This is a genomic window from Mycoplasma sp. CSL7491-lung (assembly GCF_018913965.1).
Taxonomy (GTDB): domain Bacteria; phylum Bacillota_I; class Bacilli_A; order Mycoplasmatales; family Metamycoplasmataceae; genus Mycoplasmopsis.
In genome coordinates this window covers 318,097-339,222 of record NZ_JAHMHG010000001.1, presented here as the reverse complement: position 1 = coordinate 339,222, position 21,126 = coordinate 318,097, and the positions used below count along the sequence as shown (strand labels likewise).

Here is a 21,126-nt window from a genome sequence, read left to right as displayed (position 1 = left end):
AGTTACTTAAGAGTAACTATTTTTTATTTTCTTCCTTAGTTTGCTTTTTTATACCTTTATAAGAGGTTGGGGACACGAACCAAACTTTAGGTAAATTATTTTCGTGTGGTTGTCTAATTCTAAGTACTCTACGTAATATAAATCCTATAATTGGAGATGTTAAGAACGAAAATAGAACAATTAAAATGATATTTATAACTTTAAAATAAATATTAGACCCTCTATACCCTAAAGGATGTTGAAATGAAATTATAGAGTATATAGCAATACCACGATCTATTTCTCTGTTAAATCTTTGAGGAACATCATTTGGAAAATTATTCGATGACAACGGTGGTAATTTAACTAAACTATTAAAATTATTATATTTATATGAAACAAAATAAATTGTACTTGCAAATATAAGATATAAAACAGGGAAGACAAAAGTTACCCATATAGTTTTATTACTAATTTTAATTTTTTTTCGTTCTCAACACAAAGTTGATAAACCGATTAATGGACCTATAACGTGCCATATAATAGTCCTATAAATATCATTTTTACTCATATAACCTAAAATAGTAGAGTCTGTTATTGTTCCTGATCAAAAAACAATAACAACAATAATAATATATATCATACTTGAAAAATAAATTTTATGTGCAATCAAAGATTTATGATAAAAAGGTAATAACAAAATAGAAACGGCCATTAACACATTTGACATAAATGTAAATCAATGTGTGCTACCACCTCATAAATCATTTACTGCATTTGGTAATATATTCTCATATATTATTCTTTGTTTTTGAAAATCACTTTCATTATTTGCTAATTTATTAATTTCTCTAATGATTTCAGGGTTTTTATGATAAAAGTCTCAAACATCATCAGTTCTATCATTTCATTCTCAAACAACTGTAGAAATATATAAAAATATTAATATTATACCTATAATAAAAGTTAAAATATTTTTACTTTTATGACTTAAATGCAATTTAACTTTTATCCTCATAGGTACCTCTTTTATAAAAACGTAGAAAGTATTATCGAAATAACTAAAATCATAAATAAAATTCCAGCCAAAACTATATACTTAGTTATTTTTTTGATGTTATATTCTTTTTTTATTTTTAAAAAAGCAAGGTAATTGATTCTTAAATCCTCGCTTTTTATGACGTTATTATAAAGTTGAAATTTTAAATTTGATAACATTTTTAAATACTTATTATCACTTCTCTTTTTATTTTTGAGTTTTTCAACTTTTTTTATTTCGATATCAATATCATTAATAAACCTATTTCTTAAAATAGCAAAATTAATATCAACATCATTTCTTTTATTTTTTTTCATTTATTTTAATATAATGACAGTAATCTAATTTGAATATTTTTAGGAGTAACATTTATTAATTTTTTAACACTTGTTTCTATATTTTTTGTTAATTCTTTAATAATAATATTTACTTTTTTTTCACTATTCAATTTTACTTTTACATCTAAAAAAATATAACAATTATTTCTTTTTGAGTCAATACTAATTCTAGGTTTATTAATTAATTTTAATAATTTATTATTTAAAAAACATAATTTTATACAATCAATTATCGCACTTTCCTGAACTACATAAACCTGATCAGAATGATATGAAACATTAATTCAACTCATTATTTATTACTTTTTCCGGCGTATTTACCAGTTTCAGTAGAAACAATTATTTGATCACCCTCTTTTATGAACATAGGTGTTTCAAGTTCAAAACCAGTTTCTACAATAACTTTTTTTTGTGGATTTGTTGTTGTATTACCTTTAACAGCGTCAGGAGCAGAAGTAACTTCTAAAACTATATTTGCTGGAAGCTCAATATCAAGAACTTCTTCTTCAAATTTTCTAACTAAAACTTCAGAACCTTCTTTTAAAAAGTTCAACTCTCATTCTACTAATTTAATTGAAATTTCAATTTGCTCAAATGTTTCTCCATCCATTAAAATAATATTTTCTCCATCTGAATATAAGAAACTCATTTTTCTTTTATCGATATGAGCTTTTTTAACTTTGTCTCCACCTGTAAAAGATTTTATGGTTGTAGAACCACTTCTAAGGTTTTTTACTTTTGCTTTAACATTCGCTTGTCCACGACCTTGTTTTGAATGTTGAGCTTCTAAAACAATAAAAATTTCTCCGTCTAACTGAAATGTAATACCCGGTTTAAATTCATTAACATTTACCATATTTACTCCTTAATTTATAATTAATATATTAATTATACTTATTTTTTACTATTTTTGTTTCATTTTTATTCTTTTTTTAAATATTAATTGGAGGAAAAAATGAAAAACAAAAAAATAGACAAAATACAGTTGTTTAAACTTTACAAAATAAAAGATAGATTAAAAAAATCAATAGAAGAATACAACAAAGATAAAGTAGAATATTTATTACCTATAATGCGTGTAGATAATGACTTACTGCTTGGAAAAGTTATTTTTAATTATAATAAAGAAGATCAACAAAATTATATTGAACTATATGATCATAATTCATTATGAGAAATGTCGATGTTATTTGATAATTTTTATCGAATGAATGCAACTTTTTTTGAATTTTTATCGGAATTAGATGATCAATTTAAAAATGTTAGAGTCAGTGAGGTTAATGAGTTAGCAATTTTGGATAAAGTAAAATTTTATTTTACACAAGATGATAGTTTTACAAAACTAACATATGTATATCCTCAAAAAAAGGAAGTAGAAAAAAATTTATATAATTCACACTAATTGTTTTTGTGTTAAAATTAGTTGATGAATATAGAAAGAGAAACAAGTAATATTAAAGGATTTTGAAGCTCATTTTTAAAAAATTTATTTTTTACAGTTAGTTCGATTATTGTTCTAATTTGAGCCATTATAAATTCATTTACACATTTAGAAACATATAATTTTTTTGGATTAAAAGGTAGGGAGCAATTATCTTGAATTATATGACCAATATTTTTAATATTGTTAACAATTAATGTTTACACATCATACAGAGAATATTCGGTCTTTTCGAAAGTAAATACTAATAATAAATATTTAAAAAAATATAAATATTTAATTATAGGTAATATTTTTACATTACCGTTAAGGTTTCTTATCTTAGTAGGAACAGTTTACGAAGATGAAGTATTTTTCATAGATTATAAATTAGCAAAAAAACGAAGAAATGGATCATTTACAGTTAAAGAAATTAGTCTTGCTGGTGTATTTTTGGGACTTTTTATCATTTTAACAACAATCACCCATTATACAATTGCAAGAACAATAAGTTTTAGTTTTGAATATGTTTTTTACATAATATTTGCATTTTTTTTCGGTAAATATAAAGGATCATTATTATCATTTATTGCTGATTTTTTTGGATTACTTATTTCCGGAAAAATAGGTTTTTACCATTGGGTCTATGCTATTGTCCCTATAATTTCAACATTTACAATATCAATTTTTATCGAAATGTTTAAAAATAACAAAAAATTATCATATATTTTTATGGATATTTTTTTAATGTTAGTTTTTACAGCATTAATAATTATATTTATATATAAAACCGGAGATCCAAGAGTATCTAAAAAAGGTTATAAAATATCTGAATTTCTTGGGTTATCATATCTATCATTTGGTACTATGATAGGATTATCTATACTTTCAGGAATTTTACTAATAGCTTTTAATATAATGATTTTTTGAGCTTTTTTTACTAAGAATAAAAAAGTAAAAACTAAATTAAATTATATGATACTATTTTATTTTTTAATAGTTTCATTAATTGTTATATCTCGTTGAATTTGAGGACCGTTCGCATTTATCATTTTTGCAAACACATTCTTAGGAAAAGCATACACATTATCTAACCGCTATTTAATTTTAATGTATCCGATAGTTCTAAGATCTGTCATAATTATTCCTATTTATACTTTTGTGTTATACACCATTTTCGTTCCGTTATCATTTTTAAAAGAAAATAAATTATTAGACATTAAAAAAATAAGTTATTTTTAGATAACTTATTTTTTTAATTTATTTTACCTATAAAATCTGATAATCAATCAGAATCATTATTATCCATAGTTAATAAAGCGCTATTTTGAACAGATTTCATACCATTTGGCATAACACCGGAATATTTGGTTGCTTCAAACATCGATTCATCATTGTCCGCATCTCCAAAACTTATTGTTCTATTCACACTTAAATCATATAAATCTAGTAAATATTTAATGGCGTTGCCTTTTGTTGCGTTTATACTCATAATATCTAAAAATGGTTCTTGCGAAACGACTCCATATATTCCATCAAAATCTTTTTCTAAATTTAAAATTTGGTTTCATTTTTCTGCAGGATTACTTTCTCTTAAAACTAAAAATTTGCAAAAAGTTCAATCTTCAATCTCATTTGAAAAATCTCCCTCTTTATACTCTCCATCTCTAATTCTAGAAAAGTATTTTTTCTTTACAAAAAAATCAGTTTTATAAGTATTATATCCGGCCACAAATTCAGGAGTATAAACCAGAAAATCATATTCCAATTCGATTAATTTTTTATAAATTTGTATTGCTATTTTGTTTGGAATATGAAAAGTTTTTAATAAAGAATAATCATCATTCAAAATTATTGATCCATTAGCGAAAATTAAAGGATGCTTAGTTGGTACATTTTTAACAATATCTCAAGCCGTAAAAGGAGGTCTTCCAGTTGCGACAAAAATATTCTTATTATTTTCAATTAATGAATTAAGCGCGTTTAAATTTTTATCATTAATTTCTGTTCGAGAATTCAATAATGTACCATCTAAATCAAAGAAAAAGTTATCAATATCATTTAATTTAATTCAAAAAGGTTTTAATTCTAAAACGACATCATGACTAATAAAATTGATTGATTCAATGCTAAAAACTTGTTTATCAGTTGTTTTTGTTTTTAAAGTTATTAAATCATCAACTTTTAAATTAAATTTTTCCTTACAGTTTCTTAAAATAATTCTATTATCAATTAATTCATTATCTGTATAAAATTGTTTTATCATTTGACCCCTTAAATATAAGACATTATATAATAAAAAAACTTAGAAATAAACTAAGATTTTTTATTATTGTACTCTTTTGTTATGTTTCTTAACCAATCTAACTTAATATATAAAAACTCAATAATAAACATTTTTACTAAATCAGATAAGTAAAATATAAAGTAAAAGAAACCTACCGGATACTCCATTGATTCAATAGTATTCGGAACTATTAAATATGCAATTATAGCTAATCATGCCATTTGTAAAACTCCGGTTATAAAAACTGTTATTCCAGTAATATTATTTCTACCACCTGTTTCTAGAATTCTAACACTAGTTGCGAAGAAAATTCAACTAGGATTAAACACGGCAATAGAAATAGATGTTAATTGAACTTCTTTTAGATAATAATATGATGCTAAAAGTTTTTCTTTAGCGATTATTTCTTTATCAGTAACACCATCTACCATTAAACTCTTTGCAACATTTTCTTGAATACCGTTCGATAAAAATGTCATAAACGGAATAAAAATTATTACAAACCCAAAAATGGAAGATAATGTCAAGGCTAATGTAACATGAAAGCCTTTAAGTTCTTTTGCGTTTTTTTCTGCAAGTTCAAACTCATCATTACCTAATTTTTGACCAACAAAAAGAGCTATATTAGAACCAACAACACCAAATGCTGCTGTAAATATATTAGTCAATGAAGCCGTAATTCCTAATACATCACCAGAACTTAGACCTCAATGTTTATAATTTGAACTTTGTTGACTCCCTAGGGAACCAATTGGAAACGCAGCCGCTCACAAAAACACCCTTACTGCAACAAAGACAAAATTTGTTGAACTTAATAAAAAACTTGGCATTCTTTTTAAGAATTGTAATCAAATTTCCTTTGAAACTTTAAAAATCTTAAAAGGATTGATTAAATATTTTTTCGTCTTTAAACGAATAAAAATTAAAGCTAAAACTATTGATACTAACCCAGAAATTATTGTTGCATATGCAGATCCGACAACTTGAAATCTAGGAATTAATATTAAATTAAAAACTACATTAGATAATAACGAAGCGAGAGAAACAAAAAAAGATGCTCCACCGTTTCCAGTTTCTCTTAATATAGAAATAGTAGAAAAGTTAATTCCTGTAATTAATCACGAAAATGAAATTACTTTAATATATTCCGTACCTAAATTAACAACAGTTTTATAAGAAATATCATTTGGATCTCCTTTAGTAACTGATCTCATAAAAAATTCAGGAGCAGACATTATTACTACAAAGAATAAAATAGCTAATCCAAAAGATAAAATATACCTAGCTCTTACTACTTGTATAGACTCTTCTTGTTTAACGGAGCCACGATATTGGCCAAAAATAGATGTACCTACAATATTAATACTAATTAATAAACCTCTTATTATAGCTGAATATCCATTCGCAAAACTAAGAGCTGATACACCTCCTTCTATATTAGTAACCATAAAATTATCAATAAAACCATTTAATGATACAATGATACCCGAAAAAATAATAGGTATAGCTATTTTAGAATATAGGATTCATCTTTGTTTATTCGATGGAAAGTGAGATAAAAATGTATTAAGAATGCTTCTATACATTTTTATAATTTAAGTTATTGTTACTTAACTTACTTAAATATCCAGAAAAAATCTGGTTTATACGATTTTTTTCGCTCATTTTTAACTCCTCCAAACTATAAAAATAAAAAGTTAATTCAATTATAAATAATTATTATAAATAATTAAATATTTTTCTTAAAAAAATAATAAAAAAGCACTTTTATTGTACAAAAATGCTTTTTTTATTTTGTTTTTATATGGCCGTATAACTTTATATTTTCTCTATATGTTAAACTCTTTTTATCGTTTAAAAAACGAACATTATCAAGAATATCTGAATTATATATAATAACTATTTGTTCTGTTTGTCTACCGTAAAAATATTTGTATTTTGTATTTTTTCAACTGGATTCCTCTTTACTTTGAACTATTTTTTTATATTTTGATTTTCCTTTATTATTCAACTGATTTAAAATTAAATCAACAGCATCTGAACCATTATCATTAATTTCGGTTAAACCAACAATATCAAACCCTGATTTTTCTATAAAATAAGCGATTGCTTTGTATTTAAATTCCTTTTTATGTTTATATGTGTTTAAATTTTGATTTCCATAATTAAGGATATTTCAATGAGCAATTCTTAGTTGATTAGTATCTTTTTTTGGGTTTATTGAAGCGAAAGAGGTATTAATATTTTTGTTTGTTTTTATATTTAAATCAACATAAACAGGAGCGTGGTCAGATAAGCGATTTCTTATATTTCATCCTTCATCTTCATGATTGTTATATCATTTCATACTTTTAAATTCTTCTTTATTATTGAATTTTTTAAATTCTTTTATTATATCTATTTTAAAATCTAAATGAGGATCGTCGTTATCATTTACTAGGTCGTAATATTTATTTTCTCCATTTAAATAATAAATTTTGTCATAAGGTTGAACATAACCAGTACCATTTTTATTTAAAGAAGTAAAATATTTTTGCCCTATTCCATATGAATTTAAAACTTTATTAATTTCTGGGTCAAAATTATTATCTAAATTAAAATTTTCTTTTTCAATATTAGTATCCCCTCCAAAGATAACTAATGAATTTTCTTTTGAGTGCTTTTTATAGTATTTCATTAATTTAGGTATAGATAAAAATTCACTAGCTTCTTGTGAACCTAAAGAAGAACCATAACTTTTATATGCTAAATTACTTGTATTAGCTCCATATTCATTGTATCTACTATTATTTTTCTTTCCGGGACTATCTAAATGATCAAAAACGGTGACTATGTTAGGGAAATTTTTTTCACTTTTTAATTCAAAACTAGCACCAAAAGGGGGTCTTACATAAACCGTTTCTTCTGAACGTTCAACTTCATGGTCATCACTATTGGCTACTACTGGATGCGTCGGTATTGCCATCTTCTGCGGAATTCCCAGAAGATGTATTTGATAAATTTGAAGTAGATTCTGTCAAAATAAATGATTGTTCTACTAATTCATCATTATATTTGTAAGATATTTTTAGTTCTTTAGCGGAATCGTTTCATGTCGCAAAAATATTTTTTTTATTTGTTGCGCTTTTTATATTTTCTTCATTGTATTTTTTATTAATTGTAAATATATGATTTTGTTCATTATTTCCACCACCAAATATTCCATAATATTCAGAGTTTGCATACTTGTGTAAACGAACTTGATTTTTTCTAACTTTTGAATTAATTAAGGATATTAAATCATTTTTATTTAAGTTTTCATTTAAAACAAAAGCTTCAACATTATTATTATCATCGTTTTTGTTTGAAGTATTCTCATCTGAATTTGATTCACTTTCTGATTCTTCAGACTTTTCTGGTGTTGAATTTAAACTAGAATTATCTTCATTATTTTCAATTAATTCTTCTTCATCTTCGGATTTATTAGTTTCAGATGTATTATTAGAAGAATCATTATTAGAATCTAGAGAAGTTTTTTCTTCTGACGAATTACCTTCTTGATCATTATCTACTTGGTTATCATCTATTATTTTTTTGTCTTCAACATCTGAAGATTTCTGATCATCTTCTGATTCGATACTTTCTTTTTTCTCAACTACAGAATTTTTATCTTCACTAGTAGATGCATTATTATTAGGCTCTACATCTGCGACTTCTTCCTCACTTTTAGATGAAGTATCTTCATTTGAAGAATTATTATTGTCTACAACTTCATCTGATGAAGTTTTACTTTTTTCTTTTGAAGAAGCTTCCTCTAAATTACTGTTTTCATCACTACTTTTGTTATCGCTTATATTTGTTTCTAATTCTGTACTAGAATTAATGGTATTACCATTCGATTTTTCCTTAACTTCAATTTCAGATTTCACATTTATATTTTTTTCATTTTTTTCAATGTTTCTCTCTTTTTCCTTCACTTGAGATTGAGAACAACTTATAGTTGTGACCGCACTTACTCCAGAAATTGTTATTAATATATTTTTTATAATTTTTTTATTTAATTTCATTTATTAACCCCTTTTTAAAATGTTTTACAATTTATTATATATTAAATAAGACAGTAATTCAAGAGAATAAATTATTATTTATTTTTCCTTGTGTAATATGGGACTTTTTATGAAATATAAAAAAGAAGCTCGATAAGCTTCTTTAACTAAATAAAAATTGTTTGGCTTTTTTGTAATATAAATATCCCGAAAATGTCGATAATGTCACTGGTATTACAAAGTATATAGAATAAACCCATTTACTTCAAGTTCAATAATATAGAAAGTTATTTTCTGTATGTATATCCACTAAAATTAATATGAATAAAATCACTATAGCAATCGACAATGTCATGGTTTTTCACTTAGCAGTTTTAATAGCCTCTACTTTAACATTATTTTTAGACATAATTATTCTAAATGCATCTACAACTATATCTCTTAAAATAAGCAAAATTATATATGTATAGGGTAAAAAATTATTAACACTTAAAAAAATTAAAACGGAGGTTGTCATTAATTTATCCGCAATAGGGTCAAAAATTTTACCAAAAGTAGATACTACTTTTCATTTTCTCGCTAAATAACCATCAATAAAGTCAGTTAACATAGCAATAATAAAAAAAACTAATATCATTAAAAGTATAATTGTTTTGTTCTTTTGATCGAAACGGAGATAATAATCATTTGAAAAACATATCGCTAAACCTATAACAGGAATAATAAATAAAATACGTAAAATAGTTAGCAAATTAGGTACTTTATTTTTCTTGAAAATCTTCATTTAAGCTTTCTTTTTTACTTTTAATTAATGCTTCATTGTGCATATTCTTAAGTTCTTCTTTAATTAAATTTATGTCTTTTAAATCATCTATTTCTGTTTTATTTTGTTCTTTTACTTGTTTATGTATTTTATCTTCTTCTTCTTTAAAATAGATAATTATTTCGTTCAATTTTTTATTTCAAAGATTTGAGTTTAAATCTTTTAACATATTTATTTTTGTTTTTAAATTGTTTAATTTTTCATCAGGGATAACAAATGTTTTATATTCATAAGAGCTCATAATATTTTCTAATAATTCTCTTGTGGCATTATTTATTTGTCCCATTTTATATTCACCAATACTTACAACAAAATCATCGTGAATTTTGGTGTTTAATTCAATTAATTCATTAATTTTAACCATTAATTCGTAACGATATTTTAGAGAATCATTTTCAAATTCTTTAGCAGCAATTCTTGTTCTTTTTTTCTCTATTTTTTCTTTAATATATGAATATACAAAATAAACACCTATCAAGGATAAAAGAACACCTAATATTACTCAAATTATTATATTACCACTTCCTAGTGCACTAATAGAACTAGAACTTGTAGTAGTTGTATTAGTTTCTTCAAACATTCTATTGACTTTAATTAACATTTTTACCTTTCTTAATTGTAACTTTTCATTTTACTTCTTTTTCAATTGTGCATTCGCTTTGAATCTTATCTTTTAACTCTTCATCATTAGGTATTTTCTCATTTTCTCGATCAGCATCTATTATGATCTTATAGAGAAGATTTAAAAGCATTTTTCTATCCACTTTTGTTACTGTTGTTGCTGGCTTATAACTTAAAACACCACCATCGTTTAATCTTTCGTTAATTTCGAAGTCCAAGCCACCAAGTTCACTTTCAATTTCTTTTTTAATTCTTTTAGCTTCTTGATTATGATCGTTATATTCTTCCGCTAATGATTTTAATTTGTCAAAGTCTAAAACATTATCTAAATTTTTATCCATATTATTTCTCCTTCTATCATGTTGTTTATGATCCTAATAATCCGGCTACATAAGCGATATACATAACTAATATATTTAAACCAAAGAAAATTAATGTAGCTAAAGCATCTGATAAAGTTGTCAAAATTGGCGCCGACATCACGGCAGGATCTTTTTTTAATTTAATAGCCAAAAGAGGTATAACTGTTCCTAAAAATTTTGCCAAAATAACTACTATTCACAAAGAAAATGAACTTGCTATTATTATAAAAGATAATTCTCCTCATTTTAGAGAAGGATCTCTAAAAAAAGGAATTGAATAATAAATATATAACCTAACAATATTTACTAAAAACATTATTAAACCTATTATTAGTCCTATAGTAGTCTCTTTTCAAACTACCTTACCATATTCGTTATTCTTAAAATCACCTAAAGAGGCTGCACGAGTTACCGTAGTTGAAGATTGAGATCCTGCATTACCTGCTGCACCACTAATTATAGGAATTAATGAGGTTATTATACCGGTTGAAATAGTAACGTGCACCACACTACTAAAAAAACTTTCACTTATCGAAGTAAATTCTTGGATTATATATTGAGAAATTGTGGCCGATATCATCAAAATAATTAACCAAAAAACTCTTGCTCTTACTATATTTTTAATTGATTTTTTAATATAGCTATCTTCAACATTTTCATCGCGAATACCAGCCATTTTATAAATATCTTCAGTAGCTTCATCTTGAATAATATCAATAATATCATCAGAAGTAATCATACCTATTAATCTTTTATCACTAGAAACAACCGGTAATGTTGACCTATCATGATTAGAAAAGATTTGTGCTGCATATTCTTTATCATCTGTAGTTTTTACACTCGCAACAGCGTTGTATAATTCATCTAATAATGAATTTTCGTCCGAGAAGACCAACTCTTCTAAAGTTATATCTCCTACCAGTTTGCCTTGTTGATCTACTATATAAAAATTATGGCCCATTAAAACATTTTTATTATAATCTGCTCTAATTTTAGAAATAGCTTTTTTTGCAGTTCAATTAGATTTTAAAATAGAAAAATCAACGCTCATAAAACTACCTATTTGGTCATCCGAATAGGATAGTAATTGATTAATCTTATCTCTTTTATCTTTGGATGTATTGGATAAAATTTTTCTTGTTATGTTTACAGGTAAATCTTCTATAATATCAGCTAATTCATCAGTTTCTATTTCTTGTAAAACTTTTTCTCCTAAATCATCGCTAAATTGAATAACTAAATTAGTTTGAATTTCATCATCCAAATAAGAAAAAACTTCCGCAGCTTCTTCAGTTCTAAGTATTCTAAGAACATATATTTGTTGTTCGCTTGTCAACGATTCTACCGCTTTAGCAAAATCGGCGTGTGGAGTTTCTTCTTCCAATTCTCTTAGCAATTTTACGCTTTTTGTTGATATTAAGTTTTTTATTTCTTCATGAAGAATTTGGTTTTGTAGTTGTTCTATATTATTATTTTCCATTATGATTTTTCGATTAAATATTTAATCAATTCCTCTTGAAAATATTCAATTTTAACAGAACTAATATTACGATCCTTCATAATCTTAACGCTACCATTTTCTTCTGAAACCACTATTGTAGTTGCATCGCTTTGTTCTGAAATACCAATCGCTGCACGATGTCTAGAACCAAAATCACTCTCGAGTGATTTTTTAGTTATTTTATAAAAAGTTGATGCATAATAAATTTTATTATCACGTATAACAACTGCGCCATCATGTAATGGTGAATTTTTATTAAAAATAGAAATTAAAAGAGAACTAGAAATATTAGCATTCAAAATAATTCCGTCTGTTCTTAAATTATCAATATTGTCATTATTTTCTATTGTTATAAGAGCACCTATTTTATGTTTAGAAAAATATTCAACACTTTCTCTAAGTTGATTTATCAAACGAATTTGACTGCTACGACCTAATTTATCATACTTAGATTTTTTAAAATAATTACTAAATCAATTTTTTAAATGTGGTATTCCCACAACTAACAAACTAAGTAAAATTAAAATAAAAATCGCAATAACAAATCCTAAAATTACGTAATTAATTAGGACCATTTTACGCAATTCTCCCTACCACATAAGCTATTACAAGAAAAGTAGCAATTAAAGACATTGCGACAACTGCGCCGAATATATTATAAAAAATATCTCTTTTATATCAAATTAATTGTTTTTGTTCGGTAAAATATTTTGTATTATTTTGTTCTTGCAACACTTTCGCTCTAGCATATTCAATTTCATTTTTTCTGAATTGAATAAAATCTATTTTCTTATTTTCTTTATTCATTTTTAACTCCTAATAATATAATTATAATTCTTTTAGATAAATAGAATATTATTTTTTTCTAGCGAATAAATAATTAATATTTTTTCCTTTGCTAGATCATTTAATTTCATAACCTGTTTTGTAATTATTTTTATTATATTTAGAATTGTGTAAGTCGGTCGTTGAATCTACAATTTCTCAACCATTTTCTTTTAAACTCTCAGTTGAATAATCAAAAAAACCATCATTATCAGTTTTTAAATGTAACTGACCACTTTTAGTTAGTAATTTTTCGTATAAACTCAAATATTTTTTATAGGTTAATCTTCTTCTTTCGTGGGAATTTTTTGGTCAAGGATCACTGAAAGTTAATCAAATTTTATCAACATTTCCTTCGAAAATTTCACTTAAATTATCTGCATTTTCTGTAATTACAAATAAATTAGTTAATTTTAAATCATTAATTTTATTTAAAATTTTGTTAGCTACAGTAGGATATTTTTCTATTGCAAAAAATCTTATTTCAGGATTATTAAGTGCTAATTGAGAAATCATCTCCCCTTTACCTGCTCCGATTTCTACAACATCATTTGGATACAATTGGACCGGAAATTTGTTTAAATAAAACTCTGAATTATTTAATTTATCTTGTGCTGTGTTATCATGTCTTAATCTCATAGTTTAAATTATATAAGAGTTATTTAAATATATGATATAAAACTATAAAAAAATAATATAATATATAAAAATATGAACAATAATTTAGCAAATAATCTAAGACCACAAACGTTTGACGATGTTGCGGGTCAAAAAAACATAGTAGAACTTTTAAAAAAAGTTTCGAAAAATAAAATTACTACTAGTTTTATTTTTTTTGGTGAGAGCGGCGTAGGAAAAACTACTATGGCGCTAATTTTAGCTAAAAATATGGGCTTAAATTACGAGTATTTTAATGCTTCAATTGATGATAAAGCTAAATTAACTAAAATATTAAAAAACAACGAAATAATCATAATAGACGAGATACATAGATTAAATAAAGATAAACAAGATATATTACTCTCATATTTAGAATTTGATAAGGTAATAATTTATGCAACTACAACAGAAAACCCTTACTTTAAAGTAAATCCTGCATTAAGGAGTAGAATGCAAATTCTATCATTAGAAAAAATAAATGAAACTGATATTGTTGAATATATTAAAAAATTAATAATAAATAAAAAGATTAAAGTAAAGATAAGTGATGAAGTTTTACTCGCACTTTCTCGGTTTTCATCAGGAGATTTAAGATTATGTTTAAATAATTTACAATTAATTTCGTTGATATTAGATGATGAAAAAGAAATAACTAAAGAAGACTTAAAGAAAATAATACCAAATATAAATTTTTATAGTGATTCGAATTCTAGCGAACATTACAATAACTTATCAGCATTTCACAAAAGTCTTAGAGGAAGCGATATTGACGCATCTCTTTATTACGGATTATTGATTTTAAAAACCGGTGATGTTAATGGTTTGTTTAGAAGAATGCTTTGTGTAGCGTACGAAGATGTTGGAATGGCTAATCCAAATTTGGGTTATCGAACAGAAGCTGCAATTAGAGTATACGAGAGGCTTGGAGAGCCAGAAGGAAAATTAGCCATTTCTGTGGCTATCATAGACCTAGCTAATTCTCCGAAAAGTAATTCTGGATATTTAGCTCTTAAAAAGGTTGAAGAATTACTTAGTGAAGGTAAAATATATCCAATACCAAAACATTTAAAAGACTCGCATTATAAGTCTGCAACAAAATTGGGTCATGGAACTGAATATAAGTATCCACATGACTTTAAAAATAATTGAATTGAACAAAATTATTTACCTAAAAAAATTAAAAATATTAAAATATTTGAATATGGTAATTCAAAATTTGAACAAGATTCAAAAAAATATTGAGAAAAAATAAAAACAGAGGAGAAATAATGATAAAAATTGATATTAATACAATAAACAAACTAGAAGACCTAAAAAAAGTTAAGGCGGAACTTTTGGGTACAAATGGTGAAATTTTTAAATTACAACAAAAGATAAAAACAGCATCTGTTGAAGAAAAAAAAGAAATAGGTAGAAAGATTAATATTTTAAAAAGAGAATATGAAGATTTTTTTAAGTTAGCGGAATTAAGAATTAAAGATATCGAAATACAAGAAAAATTAAAATCTAGTTTTGTAGATTTTACCGAACCAGTGAATTTAAAATCATCTTTACACCCAATTACAATTATTGAAGAAAGATTAAGAGATTGATTTTTACAAAGAGGATATTACGAACAAGAAGATGGCGAAATCGTATCGGATGAATTTAATTTTGAACGTCTTAATATACCTTCAAATCACCCAGCAAGGGCAATGCATGACTCTTTATACTTTGATCCTAAAACATTATTAAGAACACACAATACAGGTATTACCGCTCGAGCCTTGGACGAATATAAATATTCTAACGAGAAAAATAAAGAAGTTTCAATTTTTTCTATTGGTAAAGTATACAGAAATGACGAAGATGATGCAACTCATTCTCATCAATTTACACAATTAGATTTCGTTTCAATCGGTAAAGTGAGTTTTCAGAACTTAATTTGAACTCTAAAATCACTATTATCATATGTTTTAGAACAAGAAATTGAAATTAGATTAAGACCAAGTTACTTCCCATTTACAGAACCAAGTGTTGAAGTTGATGTTTTCTATAAAGGTAGATGAATTGAAATACTTGGTGCTGGTATGTTGCACCCAAAAGTTTTAGAACTAGCAGGATATAACGCAAGAGAATACAACGGTTTCGCCGCAGGTTTAGGTTTAGAAAGAATAACAATGATTAAATATGGATTTACAGATATTAGGGATCTATATAAAAATGATTTAAGAATTTTGGAGCAGTTTAAATATGAAAAATAGTTTTTTAAATATATTAACAGAAGAAGGTAAAAAACCTTACTTTAATAACATTATCAATCAATTATCTATTTCCGAAAAAGAAAATAAAGTTATCTTACCATATCAAACAGATATTTTTAGAGCGTTTGAATTTTTTCAAGTAAAAGATACAAAAGTTATTTTTATCGGACAAGATCCATACCATACATTAGGAACTGCGGATGGTTTAGCGTTTTCTTCTAGAGACAAAAAAACTCCCCCATCATTGAGAAACATTTTTAAAGAACTTCAAAAAGATTATCCGGAAGTTAAATTAGAAACAAATTCGCTTGTTAATTGAGCAAAACAAGGTGTTTTGTTATTAAACACCGTTTTAACTGTAGAATACGGTAAAGCAAATTCTCATAAAAATATCGGATGAGAAAACTTTACTTTAAAGGTAGTTGAACAAACGATAAACGAAAATAATAATGTCATTATAGTTGCGTTAGGAAAACAAGCTCAAGAATATATTAAAAAACTACCAAACATACATAAAATATCAAACGAAAATATTCTAGCAACTTCTCACCCTTCCCCTTTTAGTTACAAAAGGGGATTTGAAAATTTTCAATTATTTAAAAAGATAAATAATTTACTAAAAAAATATAAAACAAGACAAATCAATTGAGATTTAACTAAGGAGGTAATTTAATGCTTTTATCATTAAATCACATAAATAAATTTTTACCTAATAAAAAGCTAACTCACAAAGAAGTAGAGATTGCATTAAATAATTTAGGAATTGAAGTCGAGGGTACTAAAAAATTTAGTGATGTTGAAGGATTATTATTCGCAAATGTTTTAGACGTAAAAGATAATCCAAACTCAGATCGTCTTGATATAGTGAAATTAGAAACTAAAAACGGAATAATACAAATACAAACAACTAATAGAATTTTAAAAAGCGGTGATTTTATAGTTTGTTTTCCTGTTGGTGCTAAAAAAGGTGATTTTACTTTCGGTGCAAAAAAACTAAAGGGCGAACTATCAGAAGGTATGATGGCCGCTTGAAGTGAAATCGGCTACAAATGAGATCTTTTAGCGGAAAAAGATGAAATTCTAGTGCTACCCAAAAACTTCGCAACAATTAATGATGATCCTATAAAACTTTTAGGTTTAGATGATTATATAATTGAAATTTCGTTAACCACAAATCGTAACGATCTTAATTCGTATTATTTTGTAGCAAAAGAAATTGCCGCATATTACAAAACAGAATTTAAATTTAACTTAGAAAAAATTGAACCAACATTCGAATCAAATATTAAGGTTAAAAATACAATTTCTTCTGAATTAAGTTTTAGTGAAGTTAAAGGTAATAAAGAAACAACTTTATATGAAAAAATGCTTTTAGCTAAACATGATATTTCTTCTCAACACAATTGAGCCGTAAACTTAACCAATCTTACTTTATTAAACACAGGAGCAACAGCACATGTTTATGATAAAAATAAAGTTTCAGATCAAATAACAGATGAAATTTTTACAGGCAAAATAAAGATATTAGGAAACAAAGAAATTGAAATTAAAAATGTATTAATTATAAAAGATGACAAAAGACCGATTTCAATAGCTTCTGTTATGGGTCTTGAAGATACCAAAAGTGATTTAAATTCCACAGAATTTATCTTCGAAGTAGGTGTATTTCCTACCGAATTAGTAAGACACGGCGCAAAAGAAATCAAATTGTCGTCTAATAGTTCTTCCCAAGCTTCAAGAGTGATTTCTTCACAAGTTGCAAATATTGGAATGGAATATATAAGAAATTATGTAAAAGATTTAAAAATCTCACAAACTGTTAATCCTATCAAAGTTCCAAGTAATAAAAAAATATTTTTGGATTATTCATTGTTGAAATTGTACGGTCAATTTGATGATTTGGATAAATTAAAAGACTCAATAGAAAAATTATCAAATTTAGATTTCAAAATTAAAAATAATGAAAAAGAACAAAAAATAGAAGTTATAGTACCAAATTATAGATACGATATAGAATTAGATGTAGACATCATTGAAGAATTATTTAGAATTTACTCTTATGACAATTTTAATCCTAATGAATATTTATCTAAACCATATCATGTAACTCAAAAAAGAAATAACTTAAAACAAAAAGTAGTTAACCAAGGATATACTGAAGCTAGAACGTTCACTTTAGTTTCAGAAGAAAAGAGTCTTTTTAATCCGTTCCAATTTGAAAAAAATATGTCCTTAATGACCTTTGTTTCTAAAGAACGTCAAGTTGTAAGAAATTCTATTATAACCTCCCTTCAAGAGGTTGTTGAATATAACCAAAAAAGAAAAATAAGCGATATTAACATTTTTGAGAAAGGAATGATAAATAATAATAGAATGGTTTTAGGTTTAGCTACGACAACAAAAGATTATTTAACATTTAAAAACGATTTAATTAACATTTTAAATCAAGAAGTTAAATTTACACGTAATTTTAAATATCAAAATAAAAATTTTGATTTAGATAATATTGGAAATGATATAAACTTACAAATCAACCCTTATGCTTCTGCATATATAATTGCAAATAATACTTTAATAGGTTGAATTGGAAAACTTCATCCAAAAAATGATAATACAAATGCCTTTTATGCAGAAATATTATTAGACTCATTCAGTAAACCTTCTATTTTAGAGGATAATAAATTACAAAATATATCTAATAACTTTTCTTATAAATCAATTGATTTAACACCTTTAAAAACAATTGATATAACTTTCAGTATTGAAACTAATATGGTTATAGAAAATCTAATAAACGAGATAAACGAAATTACTAATAATGAAATTTATTCAATTAAGAAAATTGATGAATATCAAAAAGATAACAACAAACAGATCACATTTAGAATAAGCGCTTCAAACAGAATAGTAGAAGTATTAAACTCAAAATATAACGCCTAAAAGGAGCATAAAATGTATAAAAAAATAAATTTAAAAGATAAAGTTGTGTCAGATGCAATTAATGGAGAATTAAATAGACAATCAGAACATATCGAACTTATAGCAAGTGAAAATTATGTTTCTGAAGATGTTTTAAGAGCGCAAGGTAGCGTATTAACTAACAAATATGGTGAAGGGTATCCAAATAAACGTTATTATGGAGGTTGTGAATACGTAGATATTGTAGAATCGGCCGCAATCGAACGTTTACAAAAACTTTTTGATGTCAAATACGCAAACGTTCAACCATATTCAGGTTCAGTTGCTAATGCTGCTGCAATAGCTTCTGTTGTACCTAGTGGTGGAAAAATTATGGGTCTTTCTTTAAGTTCAGGAGGGCACCTAACACATGGTTATAAAATTTCATTTAGCGGTATATTTTACGACTCTATTTCTTATGATTTAGGAAAAGACGAAAAACTTGATTATGACGAAATTGAAAAGCTAGCTTTAAAAGAAAAACCAAATTTAATTATTTGTGGTTACTCAGCTTATTCAAGAACAATTGATTTTAAAAGATTTAAAAAAATTGCTGACAAAGTAGGTGCAAAACTAATGGCAGATATTGCACATATAGCAGGTTTGATAGTAGCTGGAACCCATCCCTCACCGGTTGGATATGCTGACATAATTACTTCCACAACTCATAAAACCTTAAGAGGAGGACGTGGGGGAATTATAATGACAAACGACGAAGAAATAGCAAAAAAAATAAATCGTTGAGTATTCCCTGGTTATCAAGGAGGCCCTTTATTTCACGCTATAGCAGGAAAGGCTGTTGCTTTTTATGAAGCGTTACAACCTCAATTTAAAGAATATGGTAAAAAAATAGTTGAAAATTCATCGAAATTTGCAAAAGCTTTTTCAAATCTTGGATATCGTTTAATAAGCGGAGGAACAGATAATCATCTTTTTATGCTTGATATAGTACAAAAATTTAATAAAAACGGAATTTTTCTAACAGGTGCTAAAGCAGAAAAAATACTAAATAAAATAAATGTCACTTTAAACAAAAATAGCATACCATTTGATAAATTGCCACCGACACAATGTAGTGGAGTTAGAATCGGGACAGCTGCAATGACAAGTAGAAATTTTGACCAATGAGAAAAACTAGCTTCCATAATTGACCAAGCATTAAAAATACAATTTGAGATTGAGTTGAACGATGGTAAGTCGGAAGAAAAACATGAGAAATTAATTTTAAAATTAAAGGAATCTGTTTTAGAAATAACTAAACAATACCCAATAATTAAAGAATATATATAAAATTCTTTTGTTTTATAATTTAAAAATTATATAATTAATTGAGAATTAGTATTTCAAATAACAATAAGGAGAGAAATGTCAAATTTATTTAATAATAGAGAATATACAGCACCACAAGGATTAGAACCTGCTGTAGATAACTCAGTAAAAAAACCAGAATCAAGTATTTTAGGAAAAATATTTTTTTGATTAGTTGGTTTGTTGATTTTTTCAGCAATTTATTATGTTGTAAAAACAAATATGTTTAAGAGAATGCAAAATGATGTTAATGAAGCTGCATCAACAATTGATACACAATTAGCCAAAAGAGCAGATACATTATACAAATTAGTAAACTCAGTAAAATCATTTAAGGATCACGAAACAGAATTATACACAAGCGTCACAAAAATGAGATCATTAACAGGTACAGGAAATATTAATGATTCCGTGCAACTAGAAAATTTAAGTAATTCTGTCTTAGGGAGATTGATTGCCGTAAGAGAAAACTATCCTGAATTAAAATCATCTGATTTATACAAGGAGTTAATGGAACAATCCGCTTATTTAGAAAGAGAAATTAGTGCTGCTAGAAGATTATATAATTCTAGAGTTAACGAATTTAATTCAAGTATATTTACATGACCAAATAACGTTATATCATCAACAATGAAACTAGTTACACTCCCTCTATTTCAAGCTAGCCAAAAACAAAGAGAAGACGTATCGTTTGATAATTTATAATTATAAAAAACCAAAAGAAATATCTCGTTTTG

The 21,126-nt window shown here is 25.7% G+C and carries 23 protein-coding genes; 8 read left to right on the top strand and 15 right to left on the bottom strand.

Annotated features, from left to right (window positions below; all coding sequences use genetic code 4):
- Positions 1 to 16: 16 nt before the first annotated feature.
- Genes KQ876_RS01460 through efp form a run of 4 tightly spaced genes read right to left on the bottom strand, consistent with a single transcriptional unit; the run spans position 17 to position 2,212 of the window.
- Positions 17 to 997 carry an MAGa3780 family membrane protein gene (locus KQ876_RS01460; protein WP_205851815.1) on the bottom strand — a complete coding sequence of 327 codons (981 nt, stop codon included), beginning with the start codon at positions 995 to 997 and terminating at the stop codon, positions 17 to 19.
- An 11-nt stretch (positions 998 to 1,008) separates the two neighbouring features.
- Positions 1,009 to 1,335 (bottom strand): hypothetical protein, encoded by a 327-nt coding sequence (locus KQ876_RS01455; protein ID WP_205851816.1) that lies wholly within the window; start codon positions 1,333 to 1,335, stop codon positions 1,009 to 1,011.
- A gap of 5 nt (positions 1,336 to 1,340) precedes the next feature.
- Entirely contained in the window at positions 1,341 to 1,649 is a 309-nt protein-coding gene (locus KQ876_RS01450; protein WP_205851817.1) for an MMB_0454 family protein, read from the bottom strand.
- On the bottom strand, positions 1,649 to 2,212 hold the full coding sequence (gene efp / locus KQ876_RS01445) for an elongation factor P (protein WP_205851819.1): 564 nt from the start codon (positions 2,210 to 2,212) through the stop codon (positions 1,649 to 1,651). Before efp ends, KQ876_RS01450 begins: the two co-directional genes overlap by 1 nt.
- A gap of 99 nt (positions 2,213 to 2,311) precedes the next feature.
- Between efp and KQ876_RS01440 the strand changes: the two genes are divergently transcribed.
- Both KQ876_RS01440 and KQ876_RS01435 read left to right on the top strand, forming a co-directional pair.
- Positions 2,312 to 2,758: a hypothetical protein gene (locus KQ876_RS01440; RefSeq protein ID WP_216489977.1), complete on the top strand. Its 447-nt coding sequence runs from the start codon at positions 2,312 to 2,314 to the stop codon at positions 2,756 to 2,758.
- Between the two features lie 24 nt (positions 2,759 to 2,782).
- Positions 2,783 to 4,018 (top strand): ECF transporter S component, encoded by a 1,236-nt coding sequence (locus tag KQ876_RS01435; protein WP_205852550.1) that lies wholly within the window; start codon positions 2,783 to 2,785, stop codon positions 4,016 to 4,018.
- Positions 4,019 to 4,031: 13 nt separating this feature from the next.
- On the opposite strand, the gene KQ876_RS01430 is transcribed toward KQ876_RS01435, so the two are convergent.
- The 11 genes from KQ876_RS01430 to trmB form a co-directional block, all read right to left on the bottom strand.
- Complete coding sequence (locus KQ876_RS01430) at positions 4,032 to 5,042, bottom strand: HAD family hydrolase (protein ID WP_205851822.1); 1,011 nt, start codon at positions 5,040 to 5,042, stop codon at positions 4,032 to 4,034.
- Between the two features lie 50 nt (positions 5,043 to 5,092).
- Positions 5,093 to 6,649 carry an MATE family efflux transporter gene (locus tag KQ876_RS04305; protein ID WP_205851823.1) on the bottom strand — a complete coding sequence of 519 codons (1,557 nt, stop codon included), beginning with the start codon at positions 6,647 to 6,649 and terminating at the stop codon, positions 5,093 to 5,095.
- Between the two features lie 203 nt (positions 6,650 to 6,852).
- On the bottom strand, positions 6,853 to 8,028 hold the full coding sequence (locus KQ876_RS01420) for a hypothetical protein (protein WP_216489974.1): 1,176 nt from the start codon (positions 8,026 to 8,028) through the stop codon (positions 6,853 to 6,855).
- Positions 7,994 to 9,109, bottom strand: coding sequence for a hypothetical protein (locus KQ876_RS01415; RefSeq protein WP_216489973.1), 1,116 nt, complete (start codon positions 9,107 to 9,109; stop codon positions 7,994 to 7,996). The genes KQ876_RS01420 and KQ876_RS01415 overlap by 35 nt, the downstream gene beginning before the upstream one ends.
- A gap of 142 nt (positions 9,110 to 9,251) precedes the next feature.
- Positions 9,252 to 9,872 carry a CDP-diacylglycerol--glycerol-3-phosphate 3-phosphatidyltransferase gene (pgsA, locus tag KQ876_RS01410; protein ID WP_216489971.1) on the bottom strand — a complete coding sequence of 207 codons (621 nt, stop codon included), beginning with the start codon at positions 9,870 to 9,872 and terminating at the stop codon, positions 9,252 to 9,254.
- Entirely contained in the window at positions 9,850 to 10,512 is a 663-nt protein-coding gene (locus tag KQ876_RS01405) for an MHJ_0274 family protein (RefSeq protein WP_205851830.1), read from the bottom strand. Before KQ876_RS01405 ends, pgsA begins: the two co-directional genes overlap by 23 nt.
- Entirely contained in the window at positions 10,502 to 10,873 is a 372-nt protein-coding gene (locus tag KQ876_RS01400; protein ID WP_205851831.1) for a hypothetical protein, read from the bottom strand. The genes KQ876_RS01405 and KQ876_RS01400 overlap by 11 nt, the downstream gene beginning before the upstream one ends.
- Positions 10,874 to 10,898: 25 nt before the next feature.
- The gene (gene mgtE / locus KQ876_RS01395; protein WP_205851836.1) at positions 10,899 to 12,374 is read right to left on the bottom strand and encodes a magnesium transporter; all 1,476 of its coding nucleotides are present in this window, start codon (positions 12,372 to 12,374) and stop codon (positions 10,899 to 10,901) included.
- Positions 12,374 to 12,970, bottom strand: a complete 597-nt coding sequence (locus tag KQ876_RS01390; RefSeq protein WP_205851838.1) for a DNA integrity scanning protein DisA nucleotide-binding domain protein — start codon at positions 12,968 to 12,970, stop codon at positions 12,374 to 12,376. Before KQ876_RS01390 ends, mgtE begins: the two co-directional genes overlap by 1 nt.
- 1 nt (position 12,971) lies before the next feature.
- Positions 12,972 to 13,202: a hypothetical protein gene (locus tag KQ876_RS01385; RefSeq protein ID WP_205851840.1), complete on the bottom strand. Its 231-nt coding sequence runs from the start codon at positions 13,200 to 13,202 to the stop codon at positions 12,972 to 12,974.
- 48 nt (positions 13,203 to 13,250) lie between these two features.
- The gene (trmB, locus tag KQ876_RS01380) at positions 13,251 to 13,859 is read right to left on the bottom strand and encodes a tRNA (guanosine(46)-N7)-methyltransferase TrmB (protein WP_205851841.1); all 609 of its coding nucleotides are present in this window, start codon (positions 13,857 to 13,859) and stop codon (positions 13,251 to 13,253) included.
- A gap of 72 nt (positions 13,860 to 13,931) precedes the next feature.
- On the opposite strand from trmB, the gene KQ876_RS01375 reads away from it, so the two are divergent.
- The 6 genes from KQ876_RS01375 to KQ876_RS01350 all read left to right on the top strand — a co-directional run bounded on the left by KQ876_RS01375 (position 13,932) and on the right by KQ876_RS01350 (position 21,094).
- Positions 13,932 to 15,149, top strand: a complete 1,218-nt coding sequence (locus KQ876_RS01375; RefSeq protein ID WP_216489969.1) for a replication-associated recombination protein A — start codon at positions 13,932 to 13,934, stop codon at positions 15,147 to 15,149.
- Positions 15,149 to 16,123 (top strand): phenylalanine--tRNA ligase subunit alpha, encoded by a 975-nt coding sequence (gene pheS / locus KQ876_RS01370; protein WP_205851845.1) that lies wholly within the window; start codon positions 15,149 to 15,151, stop codon positions 16,121 to 16,123. The genes KQ876_RS01375 and pheS overlap by 1 nt, the downstream gene beginning before the upstream one ends.
- Positions 16,113 to 16,796: a uracil-DNA glycosylase gene (locus KQ876_RS01365; RefSeq protein ID WP_205851846.1), complete on the top strand. Its 684-nt coding sequence runs from the start codon at positions 16,113 to 16,115 to the stop codon at positions 16,794 to 16,796. The genes pheS and KQ876_RS01365 overlap by 11 nt, the downstream gene beginning before the upstream one ends.
- Positions 16,796 to 19,063, top strand: coding sequence for a phenylalanine--tRNA ligase subunit beta (locus tag KQ876_RS01360; RefSeq protein WP_205851848.1), 2,268 nt, complete (start codon positions 16,796 to 16,798; stop codon positions 19,061 to 19,063). Before KQ876_RS01365 ends, KQ876_RS01360 begins: the two co-directional genes overlap by 1 nt.
- 12 nt (positions 19,064 to 19,075) lie before the next feature.
- Entirely contained in the window at positions 19,076 to 20,371 is a 1,296-nt protein-coding gene (gene glyA, locus KQ876_RS01355) for a serine hydroxymethyltransferase (RefSeq protein WP_216489967.1), read from the top strand.
- 75 nt (positions 20,372 to 20,446) lie between these two features.
- Positions 20,447 to 21,094, top strand: a complete 648-nt coding sequence (locus KQ876_RS01350) for a LemA family protein (RefSeq protein ID WP_205851852.1) — start codon at positions 20,447 to 20,449, stop codon at positions 21,092 to 21,094.
- Positions 21,095 to 21,126: the final 32 nt, after the last annotated feature.